We start from the raw sequence: 26,471 nt of genomic DNA on the forward strand, positions 1-26,471 counted from the left end.
CCGCGCGGCCCACAGGGTCGGCTCCGGTCAGTTGTGCGCGTGATAGATCGCGCTCGCCACCCGTTCCTTGTACTCGGCGAACTCCGGTGACGTCCGCACCGTCGCGGCGCGTGGTGCATCGGGTGAGTCGCCCGGCAGTTCGATCGTCACGTCCTCGAGGATCCGCCCGGGGCGGGCGCTCATCACCACGACGCGTGTACCGAGGAAGACGGCTTCGTCGACACTGTGGGTGACGAACAGGACGGTGCGGCGGTGCCGGTGCCGGATGTCGAGCAATTCGAGTTGCAGCTTCTCACGCGTGAGTGCATCGAGGGCGCCGAAGGGCTCGTCCATCAGGATGATTCGCGGATCGTTGACGAGTACCCGCGCGATCTGTGCGCGCTGCTGCATTCCGCCCGACAATTCGTAGGTGCGCCGGTCGCCGAAGTCCGCCAGTCCGACGGTCTCGAGGATCGCGTCGGCCCGAGCGCGCCGTTCCGCCTTGTCCACCCCGCGCAGTCGCGGTCCGAGTTCGACGTTGGCGCGCACGGATTTCCACGGGAACAGGTTCGGTCTCTGGAACACCACACCGCGTTCCGGGCCGGGACCGGTCACGGGTGTGCCGCTGATGCTGATGCTGCCGGTCGTCGGTTGTTCGAAACCGGCCAGCATCTGCAACAACGTGGTCTTGCCGCAGCCGGACGGTCCGACCAGGCACACGAACTGCCCGGGTTCGATGGTCAGGTCGGTGGTGTCGACGGCGCGCACGGCAGTGGGTCCGTCGCCGTACGACTTCGAGACATTGGAGAAGACGACCCGGTCGTCCGTCGGCTGCGTGGTGGTCACTGCTCCGCGACCGCCGTCACCGCGTCGGCGTACACCCCGTCGCGGTACACCTCGGGGGCGCTGACCTCGGTGATCTCGCCCTGGCTCAGCAGGAACTCGGCAGTGGACTGCAGGTTCTCGGCGAAGGCACCACCGAGATACTCGGGCGACGCCTGATCCGACGCGCGCAGGTATTCGAGTCCTCCGGTCTGGGCGAGGGCGTCCTCGGGCGAGATTCCGAGCTGCACGGCGAGTGCGACCGACGCCTCGGCGGGATCGGTGAGCAACTGCTCGACCGCCCAGTCCTGAGCCCGGGTCCACACCTCGACGAACTCGGGGTTCTGCTCGACGAAGGTGCGGGTCGCGCCGGCGAGGTCGAAGGTCGGAACGCCTTCGGCCGCGGTATCGGCGCTGGTGAGCAGCACGTGACCGTCGGTCAGTTCGGACAGGGTCGGTTCCCACACCCAGGTGCCGTCGATCTCACCGCTCTGCCAGGCGGCGACCGTCGCGTCGGGTGCCAGGTTGACGAGGGTGACCTCGTCGGTGATGCCCGCGCGGTCCAGCGCTGCGAGGAGACTGTAGTGCGCTGTGGAAGCGAACGGGGTGGCGATGGTCTTGCCGGCGAGCTGCTCGACCGAAGTGATCGCCGGATCGCGCACGACGAGCGATTCGGCGGCGCCGATGACGTCGTGGATCCAGATGACCTGCATGTCGATGTTCAGCGGTGCCGACAGGGCCTTGGTGGCAGGGCTGGAACCGAGCAGACCGAGATCGGCGCTGCCCGAACCGAATGCCTGCACGACGTCGCCGCCGGACGAGAAACGGTTCCACGTGATGTCGGCGTTCGGCAGGCACGCCTCGAGGATCCCGCTGTCCTTGACCAGCAGATCGCCGTTGGGGATGTCCTGGTAGGCGATGCGCGCGGTGGTGGTGACGGACTCGTCGACCTCGAACGGGCACGCCTGCCGGTCGCCGCCGGTCTCGGCTCCCGCCGAGGTGTCGCGATCGGAGGACACGCACCCGGACGCGAGGGTCGCGGTGGCGAGGACAGCGGAGACGAGGAGCGCTGTGCGTTTCAATTCTTTCCCTTCCAGGGCACGGCCAGAACGCCGATCCACTTGATGAGCGCGTCCAGCAGGAGAGCGGTGATACCGATGACGACGATGCACGCGATCGTCAGAGGGGTGTCGAGCTGCGTGCCGGACAGATATGCGAGGCCGCCGATTCCGGGAATTCCGTTGTTGAGTTCTGCCGCGACGACCGTGGTCCACGCGAACCCGACGGCGATGCGGATGCCGGTGAGCACCTCGGGCGCGGTCGCCGGCAGCACAACATGCGTGAGGACTTGTCGTCGGTTCGCCCCGAGGGAGCGGACCGCGTTGATCTGATCGCGAGGAACCGAGTGCACACCGTTGATGGTGGCCACGGTGATGGCGGGGAACGCCGCGAGGAAGAGCAACCAGATCTTCGAGGTGTCGCCGATGCCGAACCACACGATGAGCAGACCGATGTAGCCGAGCGGCGGCAGTGCCCGCAGGAAGTTCAGATACGGCTCGAGCAGGGTGTTGAGCGGACGCCACATGCCCATCGCAAAGCCGAGGAGCGGTCCGATCACGATGGCGGCGCCCACCCCGACGAAGATCCGCTGGCAGCTGGCGAGCAGGTGTTCCCAGAGGAAATATCCCTGCTCGCCCTGGACGAGGCGGTCGACTCCCGGTGCGACGGGATGCCAGGTGTTGGCCTGGACGAAAGCGTCCCAGACCGAGCCGGGGGAAGGCAGGAACAGCGGCTTGATCAGACCGGCGGCGGTGACCGCCCACCACACGAACACGAAGACGGCGAGCGCGACCACCCGCCCGGCGATTCGTCGCAGCACCGCGGAACGGGACCTGCCCGAGGTTGTGCCGGCGGCGAGTGTGTCGTCCTCGGCGCGGGCGAGCGCCTCGGCGGTGATGTTCATACGTTCCCGGGACCTCCTGGCCTGGGTGATCCGGGCCTGCGTGTGCTGTCGACCGTCCGATTGTCCGGCAAGTCCGGTTCGCGAGGCAGAGTTTCGGTCACGATGATCCGAACTGTTCACATACGAGCTCTCGGCGTCTCCGCGGGCCGGACGTTCGCTGCACGAACCGGGGTTCGCCCCTGCTGCAGGAGCGGCGAACCCCGTTTCGGCGCGCGAACTCGGACGCTGTCGGAATTCTCGAATGCACACTTGCCGCGCGTCCTACGGTTGTCGGCATGGGCACGCCCGGCATCGACCAGTGGGTCCTCCACGTCGACCTCGACCAGTTCATCGCCGCGGTCGAGGTGCTGCGCAATCCGGAGTTGGCGGGCCGGCCGGTGGTGGTCGGCGGTCGCGGCGATCCCACCGAGCGCGGAGTAGTCTCCACCGCGTCGTACGAGGCGCGGGAGCGCGGGGTGGGGTCGGGGATGCCGCTGCGGATCGCCGCGCGCAAGATCCCCGACGCGGTTTTCCTCCCTGTCGACGCCGACACCTACAACGAGGTGTCGCAGGTCGTGATGGACACCCTTCGCGGCTTCGGCACGGTCGTCGACGTACTCGGCTGGGACGAGGCGTTCATGGGTGTGCAGACCGACGATCCGGAGGCGTTCGCACGCGAGGTGCAGGTCGCCGTGCTCGACGCGACCGGTCTGCATTGTTCCGTCGGGATCGGCGACAACGTCCTGCGCGCGAAGATCGCGACGGGTTTCGGGAAGCCCCGCGGGATCTTCCGGTTGACGCGCGACAACTGGTTCGAGGTGATGGGGGAGCGCTTACCCGATTCGCTGTGGGGCATCGGTTCGCGCACGGTGAAGAAACTCGACGCCATGGGCATCCGTACGGTCCGCGAGCTGGCGCGTGCCCCGGTCGACGAGATGGCAGCGCGGTTCGGACCCAAGATCGGTCCGTGGCTCGTCGGCCTCGGCGCCGGTGCGGGTTCGACGGAGGTGTCGGCGGAACCGTGGGTGGCGCGGTCGCGCAGTCGGGAGACGACCTTCCAACACAATGTCGGCGACTGGAACGCGATCACCGAGTGCGTGCGCGACCTCGCGGCGCGGGCCGTCGACGACGTCCGAGGTGAGAGGCGTGAGGGAGTGCGGGTCGCGCTGAAGATCCGCTACGCGCCGTTCGTCACCCACACCGCGAGCGTCGCTCTTCCATCGCCCACCACGGATCTCGCGACCGTCACGGATGCCGCCGTCGGACTGCTCGACCGGTTCGATCACGAGCGGGAGGTCCGGCTCGTCGGAGTGCGGGTGGAGATGACGCCACCGGAGAACGTGCGGTCGCACTAGCGGCTGGCAGACTGGGCCCGGTGCGATCGGTGACCAGGACACGGGGACCTCTACGACCACCGGAGGCCGCCGCAGCGGCGGTCTTCGGGACGTTGACGGCTGTGCTGTCGGTCGTCGCGGGACTGATACCCGTCGGAGTCGCTCAGGTGCTCGTCGCGCTCCCCGTCGCCTTCCTCGCCGCCACCGGCCGCCTGCGCGCGATCGTCGCTGCGACGGTCGCCGCCGGGGTCGTTGCGCTCGTGGCCGGTGGGCCGTTCGCCGTCGCCGCGGTCGTCGTCCTGTCCGGTATCGGAACCCTCGTCGGGTTCGCGCACCGTCGGTGGGGTCACGCGGCGGTGCTCGCGGTGCTGGCCGGATCCGTCCCGGCGGGGTTGCTGCTCGCGGCCGCCGCCTGTGGTCTGCTGTTGCTGTTCGACCGGACCCGGGTGCTGCTGCTCGAGGCCCTCGAAGCATCCATGCGCGGCACGATCCGGGCGTTCGAGGCAGCGGGTGCGGGCCAGCAGTTCGTCGACACCTGGGACCGGACCCTCGAGATCATGGTGCGGCTGTGGTGGGTGTGGATCGGTGGCGCAGTGCTCATCGGGACCGTGGGCACCGCACTGCTGTGCTTCGGGATCTTCCGGGTGGTCGCCCTGCGCAGTACGTGGGCGACCCGATCGGTCGACTGGCCCGAGCAGGACCCCACGGCCGACCCGGCTCCGCTGCCCGTCGCACTGCGTCTGGCCGGCTACCGGTATCCGGGAACCGACCGCGACGCCCTGTCGGACATCGACCTCACGATCGACCCGGGGGAGTTCGTCGCGATCGTCGGCGGCAACGGCTCGGGCAAGTCGACACTCGTGCGGCTGCTCGCGGGACTGGAGCCGACCGTCGGCCTGGTCGACCGTCCCGGGCCCGTCGGGCCGGGACGCCCCGGTGGCACCGCGATGATCCTGCAGCATCCCGAGAGTCAGGTGCTCGGTCGCACGGTCGCCGAGGACCTGCGGTGGGGGATCGACGACGTCGACGTCGAGGATCTGCTCGCCCGCGTCGGCCTGGTCGGGATGGAGGATCGCGCCACGGAGGATCTGTCCGGCGGGCAACTGCAGCGACTGGCACTGGCGGGCGCTCTTGCCCGGCGACCCGCACTGCTCATCGCCGACGAGATCACCGCGATGGTCGACGCGGACAGTCGCGCGGACCTGATCCGCCTGCTCGCGGACGTCGCGCACGACGGCACCGCGGTCGTGCTCATCACCCACCTCGACGACGAGGCCCGCGCCGCAGACCGCGTCGTGCACATCGCCGACGGCCGGATCGTCCCGCGGGTTGCGCCGCAGCCACTGCCGTCGCCGGTCCCGGCGACCGCCCCGTCCTTCCCGCAGCCGGTTCTCGAACTACGCGACGTCACGCACGTCTACGCGGCCGGCACGCCCTGGGCGCACACCGCCCTGCGCGAGGTGTCGCTGACGATCTGCCGCGGCGAAGGAATGCTCGTCGTCGGGGAGAACGGTTCGGGCAAGTCGACGCTCGCGTGGATCGTCGCCGGACTGATGCGCCCCACCCACGGAACGGCCGTCCTGCACGACACCCCGACCGCCGACCTGCACGGGGAAGTGGGCATGGTCTTCCAGCAGGCCCGGCTCCAGTTGCAACGACCGACCGTCGCGCAGGAGATCTCCGAGGTGGCCGGACTCCCGCACACCGACCGCGGTTACGTCGCCGCCGTCCTGCACCGGGTGGGTCTGCGTCCCGAACTGATCGACCGCCCGATCGACCGGCTCAGCGGAGGAGAGATGCGGCGGGTCGCGATCGCCGCCCAGCTCGCTCGCACCCCGCGGGTCCTCGTGCTCGACGAACCGCTGGCCGGGCTGGACATGCAGGGCCGCCGCGAGGTCGTCTCGATCCTCGCCCACCTGCGCGCGGTCGAGCACGTCACCATCGTCGTCATCTCCCACGACCTGCACGGCATGGAAGAGGTGTGCTCGCGCACCGTGGTTCTCGAGGACGGACGCATCGTGGAGCAGACGGGAGCGGTGATCACATGAGTCGCACACGTACGCGGCAGCGCCGCCCCGTCATCCTGCTGCGACCTGTGCCGCGGGAGACACCCCTGCACCGGGTGTGGGCGGGTACGAAGGTGTTGTCGGCAGCGGCACTGTCGGTGGCGGTGAGTTTGGCGCCGAGCTGGATCGGGCTCGGCATCCTGCTCGCCGTGCTGGGCGTGGGCGTGCTCGTCGCGCGCATCCCCCGCGGGGTGGTCCCGACGATTCCGTGGTGGGTGTTCGCGGTCCTTGCCGTCGGCCTGGTACTCAACGCCGCGGGTGGCGGACTCACCGCCTACCTCCGGACGATTCTGCTCGGCGTGGGCCTGCTCGTCCTTGCGTCGCTGGTCGGGTGGACGACGCGGCTGTCCGATCTCGTCGACGCCCTGCCGGTCCTGTTCGCCCCGCTGCGGTTGGTGCGGCTGCCCGTCGACGAATGGGTGACGGTGTGCGCGCTGGCGCTGCGCATGCTGCCGACCGTGCGTGCCGAGATGCGCGTGCTGTTCGCCGCCCGCAAGGTGCGCGGCCGGCCCGGCTTCCGCAATCCGGCGGGATGGTGGCACGAGGTGATCGACGCCGTCGGCGCGGTGGTGTCGGTGTCGATGCGGCAGGTCCGCGATCTCGGCGATGCACTGTCGGTGCGGGGACCACGATCGGCGACCCGCCCGCCACTGCGACTGCGGCTCGGAGACGTCGTCACCGTCCTGGTCGTCGCGGGCGCGTGCGCGGCGATCACCGTGTGGGGCTGAGCCGTCAGTCGCGGCTCTCCGAAGCACTGTCCTTCGACCGCGAGCGGATCCGCTTCACGAGCGCGTAACCGATCACCGCGACGACGACGGCGATCACGACGTACTGCAGCACCGAGGCATACGGTTCCACGGCGCTCCAGTTCTCGCCGAGCTGGTAACCGGCCAGCACGAAGATCGAGTTCCAGATCAGACTGCCCGCGGTGGTGAAGGCCAGGAACTGCCAGATCGGCATCTGTGTGACACCGGCGGGGATGGAGATGAGACTGCGGAAGACGGGCACCATCCGACCGAAGAAGACGGCCTTGCGTCCGTGCCGCTCGAACCACGCGGTCGAACGATCGAGGTCCTCGACGTCGACGAGCGGCAACTTCCGCACGACCTTACGGATCCGGTCCTCACCCACCCAGCGGCCGATCGAATACAGACCGAGAGCGCCGACCACCGAACCGAGGGTCGTCCAGAACAGCGCACCGAACAGGGTGAAGCTGCCCAGGCTCGCCGCGAACCCAGCGAGCGGCAGGATGACCTCGCTGGGCAGCGGAGGAAAGAAGTTCTCGAGAGCGATCGCGATCCCGGCACCGACACCGCCGAGGCGGTCCATCAGGTCGAGCGCCCAACCCGCGAGACCGTCGGTGGGGGCTGACTGTGATTCCGCGACACTCATCCACCCGACCCTACCGAGGGGGCGTCGAGGTTTCCGCTCGTCCGGATCGAAACGGTTCCGGTCCGTGTGACCGGGGAGAAGGATGGCGGTGTACTTCGCTCTCCGCCGGAGGGCCGATCCGGAAGGTGAACTCCAGTGACGATCGTTGTCGTCGCGGGCAACCCGAAGCCCGCATCTCGAACCCTCGACGCCGGAGCCCGCCTCGCCACGGCTCTCACCGGGCGAGAGCCCGATCACGTTGTGGACGTGATCACACTCGGCGCGGGACTGCTCGGCTGGGGCGACGAGAAGGTCGCGGCCGCTGTCGAGACCGTCGCGGCCGCCGATCTCGTGGTGTTCGCGAGCCCCACCTTCAAGGCCACCTACACGGGCGTCCTCAAGTTGTTCCTCGACCAGTTCGCCACCGGTGACGGACTGCGCGACGTCGTCGCCGTGCCGCTCATGCTCGGTGCCGGGCCCGCTCACGCACTCGCGCCCGACCTGCTGCTCAAGCCCGTCCTGGTGGAACTGGGCGCCACGACCCCGGCGCCCGGCCTGTATCTTCACGATTCGACCTACACAACCGATACCCGTATCGCGGACTACGCCGAACGCTGGTCGCCGGTGCTGTCCGCCGCACTCCGAAACGAGGCTGCCTCATGACCACTCTCGACGGACCGTCTCTGCGTCAGGCATTCGCGCACGTCCCCTCGGGCGTCGTCGCGATCTGCGCGGAGGTGGACGGGGAGCGGATCGGGATGGCGGCGAGCACCTTCGTGCCGGTGTCCCTCGACCCGCCGCTCGTCTCGTTCTGCGTGCAGAACACCTCGACCACGTGGCCGCGACTGTCGTCGCTCCCGCACCTGGGCATCAGCGTGCTCAGCGAGGAGCACGACGGCGCCGCGCGGGTGCTCGCCGCGAAGAACGGCGATCGCTTCGCCGGTATCGACATCGAGAGTCGCGAGGGCGGTGCCCTGTTCGTCTCCGGCACGAGCGTGCGCATGGACGTGACCGTGGAGCAGGAGGTCCCGGCCGGCGATCACGCGATCGTCGTGCTGCGCATCAACGAACTGCTCACCGACGCCGACGTAGAGCCCATCGTGTTCCACCGCAGCTCGTTCCGCCGCCTGCTCGCGTCCTGACCCACAGACGAACGATTTCGGTGGTTCCGGNCCGGAACCACCGAAGTCTTCTAGGGCGGGGGTGTTCCGACCGGTCGTCGCGGCAGCCGTCCGGTCCCGAACAGCGCTGCGATCGCGAGCAGTGCTGTTACGGCGAACGCGGCGCGTAGCCCTTCGAGTCGAGCGTCGGCGTTGACCGCGACGAGTGCTTCCGTGGTGGACGGGTCGACACCCGCCTCGTCGAGCCCGGCCCGCAACTGGGTCGTGGACAGGAACGGCACACCGGAGGCCAGCTCGGTCGTCGCCTGCTGCTGCACCGACGGCGGGATGTCGGAGTTGTCCTCGATTCCGGCAACGACCGATGTGGTGAGGGTGGCGATCAGGATCGATCCGATCAGTGCGGTGCCCAGCGACGCCCCGAGATTCGTTGCGGTGTTCTGCAAACCGCCGACCTCGGCGCTCTGGGAATCCGGTACCGACGAGACCGTGACCGCGCCGAGCTGGGAAGCCAGCGCCCCCAGGCCGAGACCCATCAACAACATCGGTATCGACACCACGGCCGCATCGGCACCCGGGTCCATACCGGCAACGAGGATCAGGATCCCCAGGATCATCGAACCCAGGCCCATACGCACCACACGTCGGGGATCGGCGTGGGGTCGCACTTTCGGGATCACCGTTGCGGCCAGCACCAGCGCGATCGACAATGGCAGGATTCGGACACCTGTCTCGACTGCGCTGAGTTCGAGTACGACCGACAGGAAGAGAGGGACGGAGAAGAAGACTCCGGCCTGCACCGCGAACTGTGCGAAGAACATCGTCAGACCACCGACGAGCTGTCGGTTGGCGAACAGCCCCGGATCGACCAGTGGGTCGCGGCCCTTGCTCATGAGAGCGTTCTGCCATCGCACGAATGCATAGAGCACCAGCGAGCCCGCGACGAGAAGCCAGATGACCGGGGACAGGCCCAGTACGGCGGGTGCGCCCGGCTCGGCCCGTACCCAGCCCCACTCGCTCGAGCGCAGGACGCCGTAGACGACGGATCCCAGACCGAGCACAGACAGTGCGGATCCCACGAGGTCGAGGTGGACGCGGTGAGGGGGAACGTCCTCGATGCGGCGCAGCACCAGCAGGATCAGCACTACCAGGACGACCTCACCGAAGAAGACGTAGCGCCACGACGCGAACGTCGTGACGGCCCCGCCCAGCAACGGCCCCACAGCCACGGCCGACGCACCGGCCGCCGCCACCAGACCGTACGCTGCGGAACGTCGCTCGGGAGCGAAGTTGGCCGCGACGAGCGAGACGATCGCCGGCATGATCAGGGCCGCGCCGATGCCTTCGAGCAACGACCAGCCCACCAGTAGGACCGCGAGGTTCGGGGCGAGTCCGGTGGTGAACGAGCCGATGCCGTAGATGACCAGTCCGATACCGAACGCGCGACGTCGACCGAGGATCGTGCCGGCCTTCCCGCCGGTGATCATCAGGGATGCCATCACCAGGGTGTAGAGGGTGATCGCGGTCTGGATGCCGGTGATCGTGGTGCCCACGTCCTGTGCGACGGTGGCCATCGACACGTTCATCACCGAACTGTCGAGGGTCATCAGGAACTGGCCCGACGCCAGTACCGCGAGCACCAGTGTCGAACCCGGGCGGACCTCCGGCTGAGACGACACCTCTCCGCCCTCCGTGCTCCGGTCGGAAACGGACGAAATCGGCCGTGGCCGTTACCGAAGCGTACCGGCGTCCGACGGGGTACGTCTCACTCTTCGCGTTCGAACGTCACGAGTATTCCCTCAACGCCACCGGGGCCGACCCGTCCCTTGATGTCGGCGGAGGTGATCGCCTTCAGGCGCCACCCATCTCGGGCATGATCGTTGAGGATCTTCTCGAGTTTGCCTCCGGACATCTTGCCGCCGAACATGCCTTCGCGGATCTCGATCACCTTGTACGAGTACACCCATTCAGCTTACGGCCGCCCGCCGGAATCCGATCGAAATCCCCAGCCGTACGTGACACTGGAAGATGGGGCTTTCGAGATCCGGAGGCAACAGTGGAGACGATGCCGAACCGTCGGACTCCCGAGTCCGCCGTCGCATCGGCCGGTCGCGCCGTCGTTGCACAACAGTCAGCCGTGGCGGTGGATTCCGGACGCGGACGATCTCGCGCTGTTCAGCGACAACGATCGCGTCCTCCCGGCAGCGCGACCGGCGGATCGCCGGAAGCGGGAGGACGGAGCCGTGATACTCCTGCTGTCGACCACGACGGACACGCGGCTCGACTGGCTGAGCGGTGAATCCCTGTCGGCAGTCCTCCTGACATGCACCGCCCGTGGACCGGCCACATACTCTGTCACGCATCTGACGGAATCGGACTCCGCACGTGCGTTCCTGCGTGGAACGGCCCGAATCGAGAATGTGCCGCAAGTGATGATCCGGGTCGGTGTGCGTGCGGTGCCCGTTCCGGATACGGCGACGACGCGCCGTCCGATCTCCGACATCCTGTTCCGCAGGCCTCCCTGATCGAGAACACCCGATCCGGCTACGAGACCGGGACCTGCGAGAACAGTGCGGTCGGCCGCGACAGGCCGTAGTGATCGCGGAGCGTGGTGCCCTCGTAATCGGTGCGGAACACTCCGCGACGCTGCAGGATCGGCACGACCTCGTCGACGAAGACCTCGAACGAGCCGGGCAGGTAGGGCGGCATGATGTTGAAACCGTCCGCGGCGCCTGCCTCGAACCACGCGGCGATGCGATCGGCGACGTGTTCCGGTGTGCCGACGACCGTGCCGTGACCGCGGGCCCCGGCGAGCCGGTGCAGCAACTCGCGCAGCGTCAGGCCCGGCTCGCGCTCGACGAGGTCGTAGATGATGCGTGATCGGCTCTGCGCTCCCTGCACGTCCTCGGGGCGGGGCAGAGCGTGCAGCGGCACCGGTCCGTCCAGCGGAAAACCCGACAGGTCGACGTCGTCGAACCGCGCCGACAGGTGCGCCAGTCCGACTTCGGGGATCGACAGATCGGCGAGATCCTGTTCGATACGTCGCGCCTCGGCCTCGGTGGACGCCACGATCGGCGACAGGCCGGGCAGGATCTTCACCGCCTCGGGATCGCGACCGAACCCGGCGGCCTGCTGCTTGACGTCGCGGTAGAACAGGCGCGCATCGTCGAGGTCGACCTGTGCGGTGAAGATCGCCTCGGCGTAGCGGGCGGCGAACGCGCGACCGTCGGCGGACGATCCGGCCTGGACGAGCACGGGTCGGCCCTGCGGGGAGCGCGCGGCGTCGAGCGGACCGCGTACCCGGAAGTACTTGCCCTCGTGATCGATCCGGTGCACTCTGCTCGCGTCGGCGTAGGTCCCGGCGTCGCGGTCGAGCACGACCGCATCGTCCTCCCAGCTGTCCCACAATGCCGTTGCGACGTCGAGGAATTCGGTGGCGCGGGCGTAGCGATCCGAGTGGCCGGGGCGACCGTCGACGCCGAAGTTGTAGGCGGCGGCGGACGACCAGGACGTCACGATGTTCCAGCCCGCACGTCCACGGCTGATGTGGTCGAGCGAAGCGAACTGGCGCGCAAGGTTGTACGGCTCGGTGTAGGTCGTCGACGCCGTGCCGATGAGCCCGATCCGCTCGGTCGCCAGTGCCAGCGCCGACAGCAGTGTCAGTGGTTCGAAACTGCTCTGGGCCACACGGTCGTAGTGGCGGCCCACGGCCGGGACGTCCGCGAAGAAGATCGAGTCGAACTTCCCGCGTTCGGCCGTCTGTGCGATCTCGCGGAAGTAGTGGACGTCGTCGACCCGTTCGGGTGCCGTACCGGGCAGACGCCAGGAGGCCTCGTGGTGACCGGCGCCGGTGATGAACACGTTGAGATGGAGCTGAGAGGGCAAGGACGACACCTTCCGGAGTACCGACAGAAATCCTTGCCAGTGCAGTCCATGTCCGACGTGGAGTGAACCGTTTCGATCACGGTGATTCCTGGTGTGCCCTCTCCTGCAGCCGATTGCGTTCACCTCGATCACAAGGGTGGTTCGTCCGTGCAGGCACTCCCTACTGTCGGCGGCCATGACGAGCAATCACATGCTTCGACGTCGGGCCGAGGTGAGCTGATCGTGGCGACCATCCTCGACAGGACGCGCAGGACGACGACACCGGACCCGGCGGACACGCCTGCGACGACCGGACCGTCGGGACTGATCGATCCCACCGCGGTCAGCCGGAAGACCCGCAGCGCATCCCGCGTTCCACGTTCGGTCCAGCGGCTGCTCGGGCCGATCCTGCTCGTCGCGGCGTGGCAACTCGCCGCGTCCAGCGGCCTGTTCGGCGAGAACGTCCTTCCCCGACCACTGTCGGTGCTCACCGCGGCGTGGCGGCTGATCGCCGGCGGGGAACTGCAGGAACACATGACGGTGAGCCTGTTGCGGGTCGGCAACGGCCTACTCATCGGCATCGTGCTCGGTCTGGTCCTCGCGCTGGTCTCCGGACTGTCGCGGGTCGGTGAGAACTTCGTCGACGCCAACATGGAAATCCTGCGCGCCGTACCGAATTTCGCGCTCGTTCCACTGCTCATCGTGTGGTTCGGCATCAGCGAGACCCCGAAGGTCCTGCTCATCACCCTCGCCGTGGCGGTCTCGATCTACATCAACACGTTCTCCGCGATCCGGAGCGTCGACGCCGGACTCGTCGAAGCAGCACGATCGTTCGGTGTCCAGCGCCGCGAACTGATCCGGCGGGTCATCCTGCCGGGCGCGCTGCCCGGATTCCTCATCGGCCTGCGACTCGCCCTGACCGGTGCGTGGCTGTCGCTGATCTTCGCCGAGACCATCAACGCCAAACGTGGTCTGGGACGGATGATGAGCGACGCCCGCGAATACTTCCAGCTCGACGTGGTCTTCGTCCTGATCGCCGTCTACGCCCTCCTCGGTCTGCTCTCGATCTTCATCGTGCGGGCGTTGGAAACACGCCTTCTCACATGGAGGAGGTCGTTCGATGGCAACTGATGTGACCGAACGGACCGCGCTCGATTCCGTCGTCGTCGCCCGCGGCGTGCGGCGCGTGTTCGGCGAGCAGGTGGTGCTCGACGGTCTCGACCTCGACATCGCCCCCGGAGAATTCGTCGCGCTGCTCGGCCGGAGCGGGTCCGGTAAGTCCACCTTCCTGCGGGCGCTGGGAGCCCTGGATCCCGACGTCGAAGGGCACCTCCGGGTGCCGGCGAAACAGGCCATCGTCTTCCAGGATCCCCGGCTGCTGCCGTGGCAGAAAGTGCTGACGAACGTCAACATCGGGCGACCGGACAACGCGCGGACCCGAGCCGAGGCACTCGATGCGCTCGCCGAGGTCGAGCTCGAGAGCAAGGCGAAGGCATGGCCGCGAACGTTGTCCGGGGGAGAGGCCCAGCGGGTCGCGCTCGCCCGGGCACTCGTCCGCGAACCGCAACTGCTGCTGCTCGACGAACCCTTCGGAGCTCTCGACGCACTCACCCGCATCCGCATGCACGGCCTGCTCGAGAAGCTGGTGGCCAAGCACCGGCCCGCCGTGCTCCTCGTGACCCACGACGTCGACGAGGCGATCCTGCTCGCGGATCGCGTCATCGTCCTCACCGACGGGGCGATCTCGCTGTCGTCGCAGGTCGAGGTGCCGCGACCGAGGGGGCGCGACTCCCGAGAGTTCGTCGCCCTGCGACGCCGACTGCTCACCGAACTCGGTGTCGGCGACCAGCCCGACTCGCGCTGAGCGCGGCCCGTATTCCCATCTGTGTCCGGACAGCAGGTCCGGACGCCTCCCGAGAAGGATCGACTGTGTTTCGTAGTGTTCGCTCGCGATGGCTCGTGGTGCCGTCGATCGCAGTGTTGTTCGCGGCATCCGCGTGCGGCCTCGGCGGTGCCGACGGGCAGGAAGCCCTCTCCGAGGCCACGATCGCCCACACCGGCGAGGACATCCCCGACGGTGTGAAGCTCGTCGTCGCCGAGCAGAACGCGACCCGCTCGCAACCCCTCTATCTCTCCGGGGCGGGGGAGGACCTGCCGTACGACCTCGAGTTCGCCGATTTCAGCGGTGGGCCGGCCGTCATCGAGGCACTGCGCTCCGGTGCCGCCGACATCGGTGCCCTGGGTGAGGCACCCATCCCGATCGCGGTCGCGAACGGGATCACCGACATCGTCGCGATCGCACTGGAAGCGAATCCCGGCAGCAGCGGTGGTTACTTCCTGGTGGCGCAGCCGGGCAGTGGCATCGAGACGGTGGCCGATCTGAAGGGCAGGAAGGTCGCCTACCCGCCCGGAACGGGACGGCACATGATCGTCGCGGGCCTGCTGGCGAAGGCCGGGCTCGACCCGAAGACCGACATCGACGCGGTCGAACTGGCCGGTGCTGAGGTCGCGCCGACCTTCTCCTCGGGAGCCGTGGACGCCGCGATCCTCACGGGCGTGCAGTACTACAAGGTGGGCTCACCGCCGATCCTCGGCGACGGGTCGGGGATCAATACCGGCATCAACACCCTGATCGTGCGGAAGCAGACCCTCGAGGATCCCGCGAAGGCCGCGGCGATCGGCGACTACGTCGGACGCTCGGTCGCCGCGAACAACTGGATCGCCTCGCATCCCGACGAGTGGGTGGAGGCGTATCACGTGGGCACCCAGGGGATGACACCCGACGAGGGCCGTGAACTGCTCGACCACACGGGTACCGGACGGTTCTATCCGATCGACGAGAAGTCGATCGCGCTGTTCCAGAGCGTGGCGGACGGGCTCTACGAGACGGGCACGATGTCCGTCCCCGTCGACATCTCGCCGTATGTGGACGGCCGCTACAACGACATCGTCGTCGCGCAGAACGAGGCGGACGACAGCGTCCCGGATCCGCTTCCCTGATCCGGCCCGTCACCTCGTCACCGATGTTCCACCGATAGAAGGAGTAGTCCCATGACCCAGGCCGCAACCCGCCTCGACGTCGTCCCTCGGTCCGGCCATGCCGGAGCCGAGATCCGCGGCGTCGACCTGACCCGCGAACTCGCCGAGGACGAGATCGTCGCCATCCGCGACGCGCTGCTGAAGTGGAAGGTGGTGTTCTTCCGCGACCAGTTCCTCGACCACGACCAGCATCTGCGGTTCTCGTCGTACTTCGGGAAGCCGACCCCGGCGCATCCGCTGTTCGACTCGATCCCCGATCCGGACTACCCGACCATCTACCCGATCTTCCGCGACCGCTTCAAGGCGCGCATCGCGAACAGCAGCGGTTACGACAAGGTGCGCTGGCACGCCGACGTCACGGCGGCGGTCAACCCGCCGTTCGCGTCGATCCTGCGCGCCGAGACCCTCCCGCCCTACGGCGGTGACACCCAATGGTCCAACGCCGTGGCGGCCTACAACGGTCTGTCGGCGCCCGTACAGCGACTCGCCGACGAACTGCGCGCGGTGCACCGCTTCACCCCGGGTGACGGTGCGAAACCGACCGAGGACTACCTGCGCCGCGTCGAACGTCGCCCCCTGGTGAGCGAGCACCCGGTCGTGCGGGTGCACCCGGAGACGGGGGAGAAGGCGCTGTACGTCAACCCCGGCTTCACGCAGTACATCTCGGGTGTCTCGCCGCACGAGAGCCGGCGTCTGCTCGGGTTGTTCTTCGAGGAACTCGGCCGTCCCGAGTACACGGTCCGCTTCAAGTGGGAGCCGGGATCGATCGCATTCTGGGACAACCGATCCGCCGTGCATCTCGCGCCGAGCGATCTCGTCACCGAACACGACCGGCGCCTGTACCGCATCACCCTCGAAGGTGACGTGCCGGTCGGACCGGACGGACGCGAATCCGTCGCGCTCGAGGGCGAACCGTTCGAGGCAGTCTGAACCGCGTGACCGAACGGACGGAGCCCGAACCCGGGCTCCGTCCGTTCTTCCTGTCGCTGTTCGTCCCGTCGGCAATCTTCGGTCTGGGCACCGGTGCCGGTGCTCCGATGATGGCGCTGCTCGCCCGCGAACTCGGCGCGTCCGTGCCGGTCGCGGGACTGATCGTCGCGCTGGTCGCGTTCGGGGCGGTCCTCGGCGACCTGCCGTCGGGCACGGTGGTCGCGCGCTTCGGGGAACGTCGCGCGATCGTCCTCGGATCGGCGCTCGGTGCGACCGGCGTCCTCGTCTCGCTGTCGGCGCCCACACCGGCGGTGCTCGCGGTGGGCGCGACGCTCACCGGTTTCGCGAACGCGGTGTGGGGGCTCGCGCGGCAGAGCTATCTCGCCGGTGCCCTGCCGCTGCGCATGCGCGCCCGCGGTATCTCCGCGAACGCCGCCATGAGCCGGGCGGGTGTGTTCGTCGGTCCGTTCGTCGGGGCCGGCGCGGTGCACCTGACGGGCGTGAGCGGAGGGCTGATCGTCCAGGTGATCGCGATCGTCGTCTCCGGGGCGCTCGTCGCGAATGCCGCTGTGCCGGAACCGGACAGGTCGCAGCAGCGTAGCGGTGGCGTGATCGCGGTGGCGGCTTCCCACCGGACGGTCCTCGGAACGCTGGGTATCGGCGCGATGCTCGTCGGGGCGTCGCGCGCCTCACGCGACGCGGTGTTGCCGTTGTGGGCCGATCACATCGGGGTGGCGCCGGTGACCGTCTCGTTGATCTTCGGTGTCGCGGCGGCGGTGGATGTGGCACTGGCCTACCCGTCCGGAGTCCTGATGGACCGCTTCGGCCGCCGGGTGACGGCCGTACCGGCGCTGCTGCTGTTCGGCACGGCTTTCCTGATCCTGCCGCTGTCGCAGCAGCTGTGGTGGCTCGTGGTCGTCGCGGTGGTGCTCGGGACGGCGAACGGCATGAGCAACGGCATCGTCATGACGCTCGGCGCCGACGTGTCACCACCGCACGCGCGTGCCGAGTTCCTCGCCGCGTGGCGACTGACGCACGACACCGGATCGTTCGCCGGACCTCTCGTCGTGGGAGCGGTGGCCACGGTGTCGCTCGCCGGTGGTGCCACCGCGATCGGGGCGCTCGCCCTCGTCGGCGCCGGAGTGATGTACCGGTACATCCCGCGATACGTGCCGGTGCCCGTCGCGGTGCGGCAGGATCAGCGCGCGGCGCCGTAGAAGCGGGAGACCCGCACACGCAGCAGCAACCTGCGATCGGCGACCATCGCGGCCCGGAAGTCGTCCCAGTCCGGATGCTCACCCTGCACCGCCCGGTACAACTCGACGAGACGTTCGACGGTGTCGTCGTGGGGATCGGCCGCCACCGGGGACAGTTCGGCCTCGCCCTCCGCGACGGCGTAGGACCACTTGTCGTCGGAGTCGACGAACAGGCTCACACGCGGGTCGCGGCGCATGTTCCGGGTCTTCGCCCGATCGTCGGTGATCGAGACGGAGAACGTGCGGGTCGCGGGCTCGTACCGATAGGTGATGTTCGACAGCTGGGGTCGTCCGTCGCGCTTGATCGTCGCGAGCGCGGCGACTCCGGTGGGCGGGAACAGGGCTTCGAGTGCACTCTCGTCGGCCGGCATGGCGCCCAGACTACGGCCGACCGTGCAGAATCGGGGCGGGTACGGGAGCAGAGCACGAAGGGCAGGCATGCTGGACTACGCGCGTTACTGCGGAGAGATCGTCGAACAGACGGAACTGCTGGTGGACTCACTGGCCGGGCAGGACATGACCACACCGGTGCCGTCGTGCCCGGGATGGAACCTCGGTCAGCTCGCCCGGCACATCGGCTACGGCCACCGCTGGGCGAGCGAAGCGGTCCGCGGTGAAGGGGCGATGCCGCGCACCGACCGTGCGATGCGGGAGTTGGCGGACTACGCCGACGAGGATCCGGACGCGCTGATTCCCTGGTTACGGGAAGGAGCGCGCCAATTCGAGGCCGCGCTGCGGGAGGTCGGTCCGAACATGCGGGTGTGGACACCGATCCCGGGCGGCAAGAAGACCCCGGAGTTCTTCGCCAGGCGCTTCGCCCACGAGACCGTGGTGCATCGCGCCGACGCCGCGCTCGCACTGGGAGCGGATTTCGAGCCGGCTCACGATCTCGCCGTGGACTGCGTGGACGAATGGCTCGACCTGGCGGTGGTCACCTGGCCACGACTCGATGTCGAACGGCACCGCGCGTTGCACGGACCCGCCCGGACGCTGCACTTCCACGCGACGGACACGTCGGCGGAGTGGGTCGTGGACCTGACCGGCGAGGACTTCGCGTGGCGGCATGCCCACGAGAAGTGTGCCGTGGCGGTACGCGGACCGCTGACGGAACTGCTGTTGGTGCTCTATCGTCGGCGCGCTGTGGAGGCAGCCGACGTGGAGGTCTTCGGCGACACCGGGTTCCTGGCGTCCTGGCTCGACGTCAGTCCCTTCGGGTAGCCCGAAGGCAGAACGCACAGCGGGTGGCCGCACCGCGACGTTGAGGCGCGGCTACCCGCCTGCGAGTCAGACCGACAGGCGCGAGGCCGAGTACGCGTGGCGTATCGCGTCGAGTGCGCTGGTGCAGGGAATATGAGCTTCCTGCAGCGAATGGATCACCTCGGCGATCGGTCCGGACTGCTCGAAGGCGCTACCGGCGGCCACGGCCCAGGCGACTTCGCCGGGCTCGAATGTCCGGGTGGGCTTCCATCCTCGCTGAGGAGCGAGTTCGCGCAGAGTGCTCCAGTGCGCGACCTCGTCCGCATCCGGACGTCCGATGAAAAGTAGGCGGTCGTGTCCCACGATGAACCCCTTCGTTCTTTCTCGTGCTTCGACAGGTAGGTCGTCTTCACTGTGTGCTTCGTTACATTTACCTGATCGAGAAGCGTCGCAGGTTTATGACGTTCCACTATGTGGTACATCCGCCCGAATCCGAGGGACCTGTCCGACAAGGGCGGTCATCCACCGCCGTAGCGAGCCGCGAACGCGCCCGGCGTCATGCCCACGACCCTCGCGAAATCACGTACGAAATGCGGCTGGTCGGCGTAACCGAGGACCGCGGCGACCTCCGACAACGAACCGGGTTTCTCGCGCAGGCGACCGGTGGCCTCCTGCAGTCGCCGCCGCTGGATCAGCCACTTCGGCGTCAGCCCGATCCGTCGCTGGACGAGGCGTTGCAGCGCGCGCTCACCGAGACCGAACTCCGCCCGCACCTGCTCGACCCGCAGAACGTCGGAGTTCCCCTCGACGAATGCCACCACCCGGTTGACCAGTCGCCCCTCCTCGTCGATCGGAAGATAGGCGCGCAGCACGTCGTCGAACGCCTCCGTCGCGGCGCGGTGCGACTCGCTAGAGTCCGGGTCGTGCGCCATCGCCTCGCGTACCCGCGTGATCAGACGCGCACCGGCATCTCCGAGGACGTCGGTGAGGTCGACGGTCCGGTCGGTGAACACCGCGAGCGAGGTGCCGGTGATCAGAGCACCGGCCGCCGGACTGAGCATGGACCCGACCGCCCAGCCCTCACCGGTGAGGGTGACCGTGGACAGTCCGTGTTCGACACCGTAGAAGCGCGCGTAGTCGTGCGCGACCACCAGTTGGCAGACGGGATAGCGCAGCACCCGCTGGGGTGCCTCCCGGCCGGCCGGCACCGACCACACGGGAATCCAGTACCGCTGCATCAGATCCGTGAGGTCGGGCGCGGCGGGATAACGGTGGATGGTGTGCGAGGCATCGCGCGGATCCTTCAGGTGGGCGCGTTCGATGTCGTCGCGACCGCCGACACGGTCGGTGTCGTCGCGACCGCCGAGGGGGTCGGTGTCGTCGCGACCGCCGAGGGGGTCGCCGCCGTCGGGTTTCATCAATACCCTGCCCTCGCCGGTCGTCAGTATCGAGTCATGAATACAACAGCACTGCGACACGCAGAGGCCGACAAGCCGCTCACCGACGTGATCTCGTCGCTCCGCGACACCGACTGGGACGTGCAGTCGCCGTGTGAGGGGTGGACGGCACGCGACGTCCTGGCCCACATCATCGACACGCAGCGGGACTTCTTCGCCGGGCGCGGCGTCGAGGTGGGCGAGCGGCCCGATACCGACCGCCCGGCCGAGGCGTGGAGGACGCACACGGCACGAATCGCCGAGATCCTCGCCGACGACGCACTCGTCTCGACGACCTATGACGGATACTTCGGGCCGACCACGGTGGGCGCGACCTTCGAGCAGTTCTACATCTGGGACATGCTCGTGCACCGATGGGACATCGCGCGCAGCGCCGGGGTCGATGCGACCTTCTCGGATGCCGAACTCGACCGGATGGAGGCCGGCGCCGACAGTTTCGGCGACGCGCTCTACATGGACGGTGTCTGCGCACCGGCCGTGCCGGCTCCCGAGGACGCGGACCGTACGACCCGGATCCTTGCGAAGATGGGGCGCCGCACGGCCGCGTCGATCGGTTAGGCCGCGTTATCGTCGGTCGTATGAGCGAAACGATCCGCGTCGCGGACTACGTGCGCGAGGCGATCGCGGCCGGGCGGCCGGTCGTGGCGCTCGAATCGACGATCTTCACGCACGGACTCACCCGGCCACGCAACGTCGAGGTCGCCCTCGAGGCCGAGCAACGTCTGCGCGATTCCGGGGTGCTGCCCGCAACCATCGGGGTCGTCGACGGAACCCCGACGGTAGGTCTGTCGGAACAGCAGATCCGCATGCTCGGCGCGGAGGACGTCCCGGTCGTCAAACTCGGTATCCGCGACCTGCCGGTCGCAGCGGCCAAGCGGCTGCACGGCGGGACGACGGTGTCGGCGACGGCGCTGCTCGCGCATCGCGCCGGGATCGACGTGTTCGCCACGGGCGGGCTCGGCGGCGTGCACCGAGGGGCTGCGTCGACCTTCGACGAGAGCGCGGATCTCGTCGCGCTGGCAACACTTCCGATCGTCGTGGTGAGCGGCGGTGTCAAGTCCGTCCTCGACATCCCCGCCACGCTCGAACGGCTCGAGACGCTCGGGGTGATCGTGGTCGGCTACCGGACCACGCGTTTTCCCGGCTTCTACGTGCGCGACAGCGGCTGCGATGTCGACGAGGTGGAGTCGGCGCAACAGGCCGCGGAGGTGGCGCGGGCGCGGGACGGGCTCGGTCTGCGGTCGGCGGTGCTCGTCGGGAATCCGGTGGCGGCCGAGGCTCAGATCGATCCGGAACTGCACGACCGGGTGCTCGCCGAGGCCGAACGCGCGGCCGCCGAGGCCGGGACGCGCGGGAAGGCGATCACCCCGTTCCTGCTCGACCACATGCACCGGGCCACCGAGGGGCGCTCGCTCGAGACGAATGTCGCGGTCTATCGCGGGAACGTCGCGGTCGCCGCGGAGATCGCGCACGCGCTGGCGTCCTGATTCCTCACTGCAGGCCGACGACCTGATTCCTCACTGCAGGAGGAAGGCGGCGGTGGACGACGGCAGGGGAGTGCTGCGCCGGCGGTAGATCTCGGCGGGCCGGCCCGTACCCTCCCTGCGCAGTTCGCCGGTGGGTTCGAGACCGTGCAGCAGGTGCCGGCGGAAGGTGTCCTTGGGATAGCTGCGGGCATAGACGGTCTCGTACAGCAGCCGCAGGTCGAGCACGGTGAACTGCTCGCCGAGGAAGTTGCCGGGGTCGACCTCGGCGGAGTACCGGCGTCGCAGGTCGGCGACGGCCAGCTCGACGATCTCGGAATGGTCGAAGGCGAGGTCGGAGGTCTCGGTGGTCGGCACGAGATACGCCTCGGCGGGGATCTCGGCGACCGGCACCGCGGCGCCGTGGGCCATCGACAGCACCCACCCGCGGTCGTCGCGCTCGGGATCGTCGAGCATGGCCAGCTGGTAGAAGTCGACGCCCGTGAGTCCGGCCTTGTCGCGCAGGGCGCGTTCGGCGGCCTGGGCGAGTCGCTCACCGGGGTGCAGGAAGGTGCCCGGCAGGGCGAAGGTGCCGTCGGGACGTTCGACGACCAGCACCTTCAGTACTTCGTCGACGGTGAGGACCGCGACGTCCACGGCCACCGAGGGGCGCGGGTAATCGGTGAGCGACCTGCCGGTCGAGTCGGTCGGTGTGCCCATGATGGACATTCAATCATTGATGCGCTAACTTTAGCGCAGACTTGATCGAATAGAGGGGTTCATGGAAACGACCGCAGCACAGAACGACCGGGCCGCCGGAGTCCTGCTCGCCACCGCAGCAGGCGACGCACTCGGGGCCGGATACGAATTCACCTACCCGACGGACACCACGCCCATCGACATGATCGGCGGCGGACTCGGGCCGTTCGCGCCCGGTGAGTGGACCGACGACACCTCCATGGCCCTCGCCATCGCCGAGGTCTCGGCGACCGGCGTCGACATCGGTGAGGGCGCCGGACTCGACGCGGTCGCGGCGCAGTTCCTCCGCTGGTACGCCACGAACCCCAAGGACATCGGCAACCAGACGCGTGCCGTCCTGCGCGAGGCGGGCCCCACCGCCGTCACCATGACGGCGCGCGCCCGCAGCCTCCCCGGACGCACCGGCGGCAACGGATCGCTCATGCGCACCGCACCCGTCGGGCTCGCCTACCTCGACGACGCCGAGCGGTGCCTGGCCGCGGCACATGCGATCAGCAGCCTCACCCACGCGGACGAGCAGGCCTCCGAAGCGTGCCGGCTGTGGTCGTTCGCAATCCGTCACGCCGTCCTCCACGGCACCTTCGACGGGGTGCGGATCGCGCTGACCCACTTGCCGCAGCCCGCCGCACAGCGGTGGACGGCGCTGCTCGACGAGGCGGAGACCGCGCCGAGTCCGCGCGTGTTCGACAACAACGGCTGGGTCGTCCACGCCCTGCAGGCCGCGTGGTGGGCGATCACCCATGCCTGCACCGACGGCCCCGGACACCTGCCGGAGGCACTCGAACTTGCCGTGCGCGCCGGCAACGACACCGACACGGTCGCAGCCATCGCGGGCGGACTGCTCGGCGCCCGGTGGGGGGCGTCCGCGGTGCCCGAGCGGTGGCGTCGCATGCTGCATGGATGGCCGGGCTACCGTGCGGACGACCTCGAGCGCCTCGGACTGCTCACCGCGCGGAAGGGCTCGGGGGAGCGCGACACGGGACTGCGGGTCGTCGAGAGTTGAGACTCCCCGAGATCCGCCGGATGCCTCCGCTCGCGGCTGTGATGCGGTAGACACGAGCCGTCGGCCGGATACTCGAGGAGGGATCGCACGTGGCTTCCATCGCACTTCCACGCATCATGCGCGTCGGCGGGGGCGCCGTCGACGAGATCGGGGAGGTCGTCGCCGGACTCGGACTCGCCCGGCCCCTGGTGGTGACCGACAAGTTCCTGGTCGGCACGGGTGCGGTGGATCGGATGGTCGCGCAGCTCGAGGCCGCCGGGCTGCACCCCGCGGTCTTCGCCGAGACCGTGCCCGACCCCACCACCGCCTCGCTCGAAGCGGGTGTCGCGGCGGTCGCCGAGCACGACGCCGACTGCGTGATCGGGTTCGGTGGGGGAAGCCCGATGGACACGGCCAAGGCACTCGGCCTGCTCGCCCGGCAGGGCGGCCACATGCGCGACTACAAGGCGCCGCGCGACAACATCGGCCCGGCGCTACCGGTGATCGCCGTGCCCACCACGGCGGGAAGCGGCTCGGAGGCAACCCAGTTCACGGTCATCAGCGACAGCGAGACCGACGAGAAGATGCTGTGCCCGGGCCTGGCCTTCCTGCCGGTCGCCGCGATCGTCGACTACCGGCTCACCCTGACGATGCCCCCGCGCCTGACCGCGGACACCGGCGTGGATGCACTCACCCACGCCATCGAGGCCTATGTCAGCAGGAAGGCGAACCCGTTCTCCGACAGCCTCGCGCTCGTCGCGATCGGCACCATCGGACAGGTGCTGCAACGCGTCTACGCGGACGGGCAGGATGCCGAGGCTCGCGAGCGGATGATGCTGGCCGCCACGCAGGCGGGCATCGCGTTCTCCAACTCCAGCGTCGCCCTGGTCCACGGTATGAGCCGGCCGATCGGCGCGCACTTCCACGTCGCGCACGGACTGTCGAACGCCATGCTGTTCCCCGCGGTCACCGAATTCTCCGTGGATGCCGCCGAGTCCCGCTATGCCGACTGCGCTCGCGCGCTCGGCGCGGCTTCGGCGGACGCCTCGGACGCGACCGCCGCGGCCGACCTGGTCGTCGCGCTGAAGGAATTGTGCCGCGACGTGGAGGTGCCGACGCCGAAGTCGTACGGCATCGACAAGCAGACCTGGGACGAGAGGGTCCCGCTCATGGCCGAGCAGGCGCTGGCGTCGGGATCCCCGAACAACAACCCGAGGATCCCGACCGCCGAGGAGATCCGCGAACTCTACGGGCGGATCTACGCGTGAGGACGGCTCATTCGGGAGCCTGATCGTCGGGTTCGACCTTCTCCGTCTTCACCCGGTCCGCGACGTTGCCGGGTGCACCCTCCTGCTCGCGTTCGTTCTCGACCTTCTGTTCGAGCTTGTCGACGAGATTCTTGATCTTCTGGCCGGTGAGGTCGTCGTTGTCCTCGGGGCGGCCCGAGCCGTGCTTGGGGGCGTTGTCCATCGACGTCCGTCCTTCGTTCGTAGGGTGCAGGGGAGCGGTACCCGAGCGCCGGAACGGTCAAACGGGCAACGGTTCTGCTCACACCGATCACCACCGGCAAGCTCGAGGAGACCGTGCCCGCCGCCTAGCTCATGGGGTCCGCTCGGCCGCGGCGGCGATGTCGGCGAGGTCCTGTTCGAGGGCCTTGCGGGTTGCGCGTTTCGCGAGCGGCGCGAACAAGGTCATCGCAAGCTGCGCGAAGGCGCCGAGGGGTCCGCTCTCGCCGGAGAACTCCACGGACAGATCCGTGCCGTCCGCCGAGGGGGTCAGGTCGAAGACGGTCCGGTAGCGGGCGCCGCGGGATTCGGCGACGACGACGGTGCGCCGCTCCGGATCCACCTCGGCGACCTGCATCTCCTCGGTCGCCGACTGCCCGAACATCACGCGGGTCTCCCGCCACCGTGTGCCCACCTCGTAGCCGGTGCCGTCCAGTCGTTCCACGGCCTTCACCCCACGCAGGGTGGTGGGCGCCTCGTCCAGCGCGGTGAGCACCCGCCACACCGCGGATGGCGGTGCGGCGATGTTGCGCGAGACCTCGATGCGTTGTTCCACTTCTCTCCTCGTGATCGTTCGGGTCAGAGCGGGAGCTCGGTCTCCTGCAGCCCGGGCGGAACACCGCGGCGCCGGAACCATTCGACACCGAAGGCGGCCCGCAGGTGTTCCTCGGGCATGTTCAGCATCGGCCCGAAGTCTCCGATCTGCGACTCGTAGCCGATCATGGCAGCGCGTTTGGCGCCCAGTGCCGTCGACACGTCCACCGCGGTGGTCAGTTCCGATTCCGGTAGACCGAAGGTCTCGAGGTCCGGTGGGCGCACGTCGTCGGGGGTGTCCGGCAGCGCCGAGAGCAGCCGCATCAGGTGGTCCCGGTTGCTCGATGCCTCGTAGACGGCGTCGTGTCCGGTAATCCGTTCGGCATGGATCCCGGCCCGGTGGACCTGGACGTGATCGGGATGGCCGTAGCCGCCGTGCGCGTCGTAGATCGTGACGACATCGGCGCGTTCCTGCTCGATCACGGCGGCCAGTCTGGCTCCCACCTCGCTCGGATCGGCGTTGGCGAAGGCATTCGGGTCGTGGTTGCCGGCGGTGCCGGCCATCCCCGAATCGCCGTATCCGAAGGGCACCACCCTCGCCGCACCCAGCGCCCGGGCGGATTCCTCCAGCTCCTTCGTGCGCCGGGCGGCGAGGGATTCGCCGGGCGCGAGCAAACCGTCGGGATATTCGCCGCGGGCACCGTCGGTGGCGACGACGAGGACGACGCGATGCCCGGCGTCGGCGGCCCGGCGCATCACGCCACCGGTGAGGAACACCTCGTCGTCGGGGTGTGCGTGAAAGCACAGCAGAACGCTCATGGCGTTCATGCTGACACGCTGCTCGTGCGGTGCA

General features: G+C 68.7%; 29 protein-coding genes. 15 read left to right on the top strand and 14 right to left on the bottom strand.

Features of this window, described 5'->3' with window-relative positions; all coding sequences use genetic code 11:
• Positions 1-27 precede the first annotated feature (27 nt).
• From ACLBYD_RS10970 to ACLBYD_RS10980, 3 genes are read right to left on the bottom strand one after another with little or no spacing between them, the layout of a single operon-like run.
• Positions 28-825, bottom strand: coding sequence for an ABC transporter ATP-binding protein (locus ACLBYD_RS10970; protein ID WP_447816462.1), 798 nt, complete (start codon positions 823-825; stop codon positions 28-30).
• Positions 822-1,883, bottom strand: a complete 1,062-nt coding sequence (locus tag ACLBYD_RS10975; protein ID WP_447816463.1) for a taurine ABC transporter substrate-binding protein — start codon at positions 1,881-1,883, stop codon at positions 822-824. The genes ACLBYD_RS10970 and ACLBYD_RS10975 overlap by 4 nt, the downstream gene beginning before the upstream one ends.
• Complete coding sequence (locus tag ACLBYD_RS10980) at positions 1,880-2,764, bottom strand: ABC transporter permease (protein ID WP_447816464.1); 885 nt, start codon at positions 2,762-2,764, stop codon at positions 1,880-1,882. Before ACLBYD_RS10980 ends, ACLBYD_RS10975 begins: the two co-directional genes overlap by 4 nt.
• 275 nt (positions 2,765-3,039) lie before the next feature.
• On the opposite strand from ACLBYD_RS10980, the gene ACLBYD_RS10985 reads away from it, so the two are divergent.
• Genes ACLBYD_RS10985 through ACLBYD_RS10995 form a run of 3 tightly spaced genes read left to right on the top strand, consistent with a single transcriptional unit; the run spans position 3,040 to position 6,871 of the window.
• Positions 3,040-4,098 carry a DNA polymerase IV gene (locus tag ACLBYD_RS10985; RefSeq protein WP_447816465.1) on the top strand — a complete coding sequence of 353 codons (1,059 nt, stop codon included), beginning with the start codon at positions 3,040-3,042 and terminating at the stop codon, positions 4,096-4,098.
• A 29-nt stretch (positions 4,099-4,127) separates the two neighbouring features.
• Complete coding sequence (locus tag ACLBYD_RS10990) at positions 4,128-6,125, top strand: ABC transporter ATP-binding protein (RefSeq protein WP_447816466.1); 1,998 nt, start codon at positions 4,128-4,130, stop codon at positions 6,123-6,125.
• Positions 6,122-6,871 (top strand): energy-coupling factor transporter transmembrane component T family protein, encoded by a 750-nt coding sequence (locus ACLBYD_RS10995; RefSeq protein WP_258260426.1) that lies wholly within the window; start codon positions 6,122-6,124, stop codon positions 6,869-6,871. Before ACLBYD_RS10990 ends, ACLBYD_RS10995 begins: the two co-directional genes overlap by 4 nt.
• A gap of 4 nt (positions 6,872-6,875) precedes the next feature.
• Here the strand turns inward: ACLBYD_RS10995 and ACLBYD_RS11000 are convergent, their stop codons facing one another.
• A complete protein-coding gene (locus ACLBYD_RS11000) occupies positions 6,876-7,535 on the bottom strand; it encodes a DedA family protein (protein WP_447816467.1) in 660 nt (219 codons plus the stop codon).
• A gap of 135 nt (positions 7,536-7,670) precedes the next feature.
• Between ACLBYD_RS11000 and ACLBYD_RS11005 the strand changes: the two genes are divergently transcribed.
• Complete coding sequence (locus tag ACLBYD_RS11005; protein ID WP_085469551.1) at positions 7,671-8,177, top strand: NADPH-dependent FMN reductase; 507 nt, start codon at positions 7,671-7,673, stop codon at positions 8,175-8,177.
• Positions 8,174-8,656, top strand: coding sequence for a flavin reductase family protein (locus ACLBYD_RS11010; RefSeq protein ID WP_016692074.1), 483 nt, complete (start codon positions 8,174-8,176; stop codon positions 8,654-8,656). The genes ACLBYD_RS11005 and ACLBYD_RS11010 overlap by 4 nt, the downstream gene beginning before the upstream one ends.
• 50 nt (positions 8,657-8,706) lie before the next feature.
• On the opposite strand, the gene ACLBYD_RS11015 is transcribed toward ACLBYD_RS11010, so the two are convergent.
• From ACLBYD_RS11015 to ACLBYD_RS11025, 3 genes are all read right to left on the bottom strand, one after another.
• The gene (locus tag ACLBYD_RS11015; protein WP_447816469.1) at positions 8,707-10,311 is read right to left on the bottom strand and encodes an MFS transporter; all 1,605 of its coding nucleotides are present in this window, start codon (positions 10,309-10,311) and stop codon (positions 8,707-8,709) included.
• An 86-nt stretch (positions 10,312-10,397) separates the two neighbouring features.
• A complete protein-coding gene (locus ACLBYD_RS11020; protein WP_258260430.1) occupies positions 10,398-10,595 on the bottom strand; it encodes a DUF4177 domain-containing protein in 198 nt (65 codons plus the stop codon).
• 581 nt (positions 10,596-11,176) lie between these two features.
• On the bottom strand, positions 11,177-12,526 hold the full coding sequence (locus ACLBYD_RS11025) for an LLM class flavin-dependent oxidoreductase (protein ID WP_447816471.1): 1,350 nt from the start codon (positions 12,524-12,526) through the stop codon (positions 11,177-11,179).
• A 213-nt stretch (positions 12,527-12,739) separates the two neighbouring features.
• Between ACLBYD_RS11025 and ACLBYD_RS11030 the strand changes: the two genes are divergently transcribed.
• From ACLBYD_RS11030 to ACLBYD_RS11050, 5 genes are all read left to right on the top strand, one after another.
• A complete protein-coding gene (locus ACLBYD_RS11030; protein WP_447816472.1) occupies positions 12,740-13,627 on the top strand; it encodes an ABC transporter permease in 888 nt (295 codons plus the stop codon).
• Positions 13,617-14,360 carry an ABC transporter ATP-binding protein gene (locus ACLBYD_RS11035; RefSeq protein WP_051032979.1) on the top strand — a complete coding sequence of 248 codons (744 nt, stop codon included), beginning with the start codon at positions 13,617-13,619 and terminating at the stop codon, positions 14,358-14,360. The genes ACLBYD_RS11030 and ACLBYD_RS11035 overlap by 11 nt, the downstream gene beginning before the upstream one ends.
• A gap of 65 nt (positions 14,361-14,425) precedes the next feature.
• Entirely contained in the window at positions 14,426-15,496 is a 1,071-nt protein-coding gene (locus tag ACLBYD_RS11040; RefSeq protein WP_447816473.1) for a PhnD/SsuA/transferrin family substrate-binding protein, read from the top strand.
• 51 nt (positions 15,497-15,547) lie between these two features.
• The gene (locus tag ACLBYD_RS11045; RefSeq protein WP_447816474.1) at positions 15,548-16,465 is read left to right on the top strand and encodes a TauD/TfdA dioxygenase family protein; all 918 of its coding nucleotides are present in this window, start codon (positions 15,548-15,550) and stop codon (positions 16,463-16,465) included.
• 5 nt (positions 16,466-16,470) lie between these two features.
• On the top strand, positions 16,471-17,682 hold the full coding sequence (locus tag ACLBYD_RS11050; protein WP_447816475.1) for an MFS transporter: 1,212 nt from the start codon (positions 16,471-16,473) through the stop codon (positions 17,680-17,682).
• Here ACLBYD_RS11050 and ACLBYD_RS11055 read toward each other — a convergent pair.
• Positions 17,664-18,101, bottom strand: coding sequence for a PPOX class F420-dependent oxidoreductase (locus tag ACLBYD_RS11055; protein ID WP_447816538.1), 438 nt, complete (start codon positions 18,099-18,101; stop codon positions 17,664-17,666). The genes ACLBYD_RS11050 and ACLBYD_RS11055 overlap by 19 nt on opposite strands.
• A 58-nt stretch (positions 18,102-18,159) precedes the next feature.
• Between ACLBYD_RS11055 and ACLBYD_RS11060 the strand changes: the two genes are divergently transcribed.
• Positions 18,160-18,939 (top strand): maleylpyruvate isomerase family mycothiol-dependent enzyme, encoded by a 780-nt coding sequence (locus ACLBYD_RS11060; RefSeq protein WP_447816476.1) that lies wholly within the window; start codon positions 18,160-18,162, stop codon positions 18,937-18,939.
• Between the two features lie 66 nt (positions 18,940-19,005).
• Here the strand turns inward: ACLBYD_RS11060 and ACLBYD_RS11065 are convergent, their stop codons facing one another.
• Together ACLBYD_RS11065 and ACLBYD_RS11070 are read right to left on the bottom strand one after the other, a co-directional pair.
• Complete coding sequence (locus ACLBYD_RS11065; RefSeq protein ID WP_006552872.1) at positions 19,006-19,281, bottom strand: hypothetical protein; 276 nt, start codon at positions 19,279-19,281, stop codon at positions 19,006-19,008.
• 155 nt (positions 19,282-19,436) lie between these two features.
• Positions 19,437-20,336: a helix-turn-helix domain-containing protein gene (locus tag ACLBYD_RS11070; RefSeq protein WP_447816477.1), complete on the bottom strand. Its 900-nt coding sequence runs from the start codon at positions 20,334-20,336 to the stop codon at positions 19,437-19,439.
• A 36-nt stretch (positions 20,337-20,372) separates the two neighbouring features.
• On the opposite strand from ACLBYD_RS11070, the gene ACLBYD_RS11075 reads away from it, so the two are divergent.
• Together ACLBYD_RS11075 and ACLBYD_RS11080 are read left to right on the top strand one after the other, a co-directional pair.
• Positions 20,373-20,933, top strand: a complete 561-nt coding sequence (locus ACLBYD_RS11075; protein ID WP_120284121.1) for a maleylpyruvate isomerase family mycothiol-dependent enzyme — start codon at positions 20,373-20,375, stop codon at positions 20,931-20,933.
• Positions 20,934-20,953: 20 nt separating this feature from the next.
• A complete protein-coding gene (locus tag ACLBYD_RS11080) occupies positions 20,954-21,862 on the top strand; it encodes a pseudouridine-5'-phosphate glycosidase (RefSeq protein WP_120282051.1) in 909 nt (302 codons plus the stop codon).
• A gap of 30 nt (positions 21,863-21,892) precedes the next feature.
• Here the strand turns inward: ACLBYD_RS11080 and ACLBYD_RS11085 are convergent, their stop codons facing one another.
• Positions 21,893-22,558, bottom strand: a complete 666-nt coding sequence (locus tag ACLBYD_RS11085; RefSeq protein WP_447816478.1) for an NUDIX hydrolase — start codon at positions 22,556-22,558, stop codon at positions 21,893-21,895.
• A 61-nt stretch (positions 22,559-22,619) separates the two neighbouring features.
• Between ACLBYD_RS11085 and ACLBYD_RS11090 the strand changes: the two genes are divergently transcribed.
• Positions 22,620-23,600, top strand: a complete 981-nt coding sequence (locus ACLBYD_RS11090) for an ADP-ribosylglycohydrolase family protein (protein WP_447816479.1) — start codon at positions 22,620-22,622, stop codon at positions 23,598-23,600.
• 116 nt (positions 23,601-23,716) lie between these two features.
• The gene (locus tag ACLBYD_RS11095) at positions 23,717-24,847 is read left to right on the top strand and encodes an iron-containing alcohol dehydrogenase (RefSeq protein ID WP_120284125.1); all 1,131 of its coding nucleotides are present in this window, start codon (positions 23,717-23,719) and stop codon (positions 24,845-24,847) included.
• Between the two features lie 7 nt (positions 24,848-24,854).
• Here ACLBYD_RS11095 and ACLBYD_RS11100 read toward each other — a convergent pair whose 3' ends face one another.
• The 3 genes from ACLBYD_RS11100 to ACLBYD_RS11110 all read right to left on the bottom strand — a co-directional run bounded on the left by ACLBYD_RS11100 (position 24,855) and on the right by ACLBYD_RS11110 (position 26,437).
• Complete coding sequence (locus tag ACLBYD_RS11100; protein WP_064851358.1) at positions 24,855-25,049, bottom strand: hypothetical protein; 195 nt, start codon at positions 25,047-25,049, stop codon at positions 24,855-24,857.
• Positions 25,050-25,178: 129 nt separating this feature from the next.
• Positions 25,179-25,640 (bottom strand): SRPBCC family protein, encoded by a 462-nt coding sequence (locus ACLBYD_RS11105; protein ID WP_120282053.1) that lies wholly within the window; start codon positions 25,638-25,640, stop codon positions 25,179-25,181.
• 23 nt (positions 25,641-25,663) lie between these two features.
• Entirely contained in the window at positions 25,664-26,437 is a 774-nt protein-coding gene (locus ACLBYD_RS11110) for a PIG-L deacetylase family protein (RefSeq protein WP_447816480.1), read from the bottom strand.
• Positions 26,438-26,471: the final 34 nt, after the last annotated feature.

The sequence above is a fragment of the Rhodococcus sp. C26F genome (assembly GCF_053345925.1).

Coding starts and splice junctions, on each gene's coding strand:
- ACLBYD_RS10980 (WP_447816464.1), bottom strand. CDS start 2,764: ATGAACATCACCGCCGAGGCGCTCGCCCGCGCCGAGGACGACACACTC.
- ACLBYD_RS11095 (WP_120284125.1), top strand. CDS start 23,717: ATGCGCGTCGGCGGGGGCGCCGTCGACGAGATCGGGGAGGTCGTCGCC.
- ACLBYD_RS11090 (WP_447816479.1), top strand. CDS start 22,620: ATGGAAACGACCGCAGCACAGAACGACCGGGCCGCCGGAGTCCTGCTC.
- ACLBYD_RS11045 (WP_447816474.1), top strand. CDS start 15,548: ATGACCCAGGCCGCAACCCGCCTCGACGTCGTCCCTCGGTCCGGCCAT.
- ACLBYD_RS11000 (WP_447816467.1), bottom strand. CDS start 7,535: ATGAGTGTCGCGGAATCACAGTCAGCCCCCACCGACGGTCTCGCGGGT.
- ACLBYD_RS11085 (WP_447816478.1), bottom strand. CDS start 22,558: ATGGGCACACCGACCGACTCGACCGGCAGGTCGCTCACCGATTACCCG.
- ACLBYD_RS11010 (WP_016692074.1), top strand. CDS start 8,174: ATGACCACTCTCGACGGACCGTCTCTGCGTCAGGCATTCGCGCACGTC.
- ACLBYD_RS11110 (WP_447816480.1), bottom strand. CDS start 26,437: ATGAGCGTTCTGCTGTGCTTTCACGCACACCCCGACGACGAGGTGTTC.
- ACLBYD_RS11035 (WP_051032979.1), top strand. CDS start 13,617: ATGGCAACTGATGTGACCGAACGGACCGCGCTCGATTCCGTCGTCGTC.
- ACLBYD_RS11100 (WP_064851358.1), bottom strand. CDS start 25,049: ATGGACAACGCCCCCAAGCACGGCTCGGGCCGCCCCGAGGACAACGAC.
- ACLBYD_RS11070 (WP_447816477.1), bottom strand. CDS start 20,336: ATGAAACCCGACGGCGGCGACCCCCTCGGCGGTCGCGACGACACCGAC.
- ACLBYD_RS11060 (WP_447816476.1), top strand. CDS start 18,160: ATGCTGGACTACGCGCGTTACTGCGGAGAGATCGTCGAACAGACGGAA.
- ACLBYD_RS10995 (WP_258260426.1), top strand. CDS start 6,122: ATGAGTCGCACACGTACGCGGCAGCGCCGCCCCGTCATCCTGCTGCGA.
- ACLBYD_RS11075 (WP_120284121.1), top strand. CDS start 20,373: ATGAATACAACAGCACTGCGACACGCAGAGGCCGACAAGCCGCTCACC.
- ACLBYD_RS10985 (WP_447816465.1), top strand. CDS start 3,040: ATGGGCACGCCCGGCATCGACCAGTGGGTCCTCCACGTCGACCTCGAC.
- ACLBYD_RS11080 (WP_120282051.1), top strand. CDS start 20,954: ATGAGCGAAACGATCCGCGTCGCGGACTACGTGCGCGAGGCGATCGCG.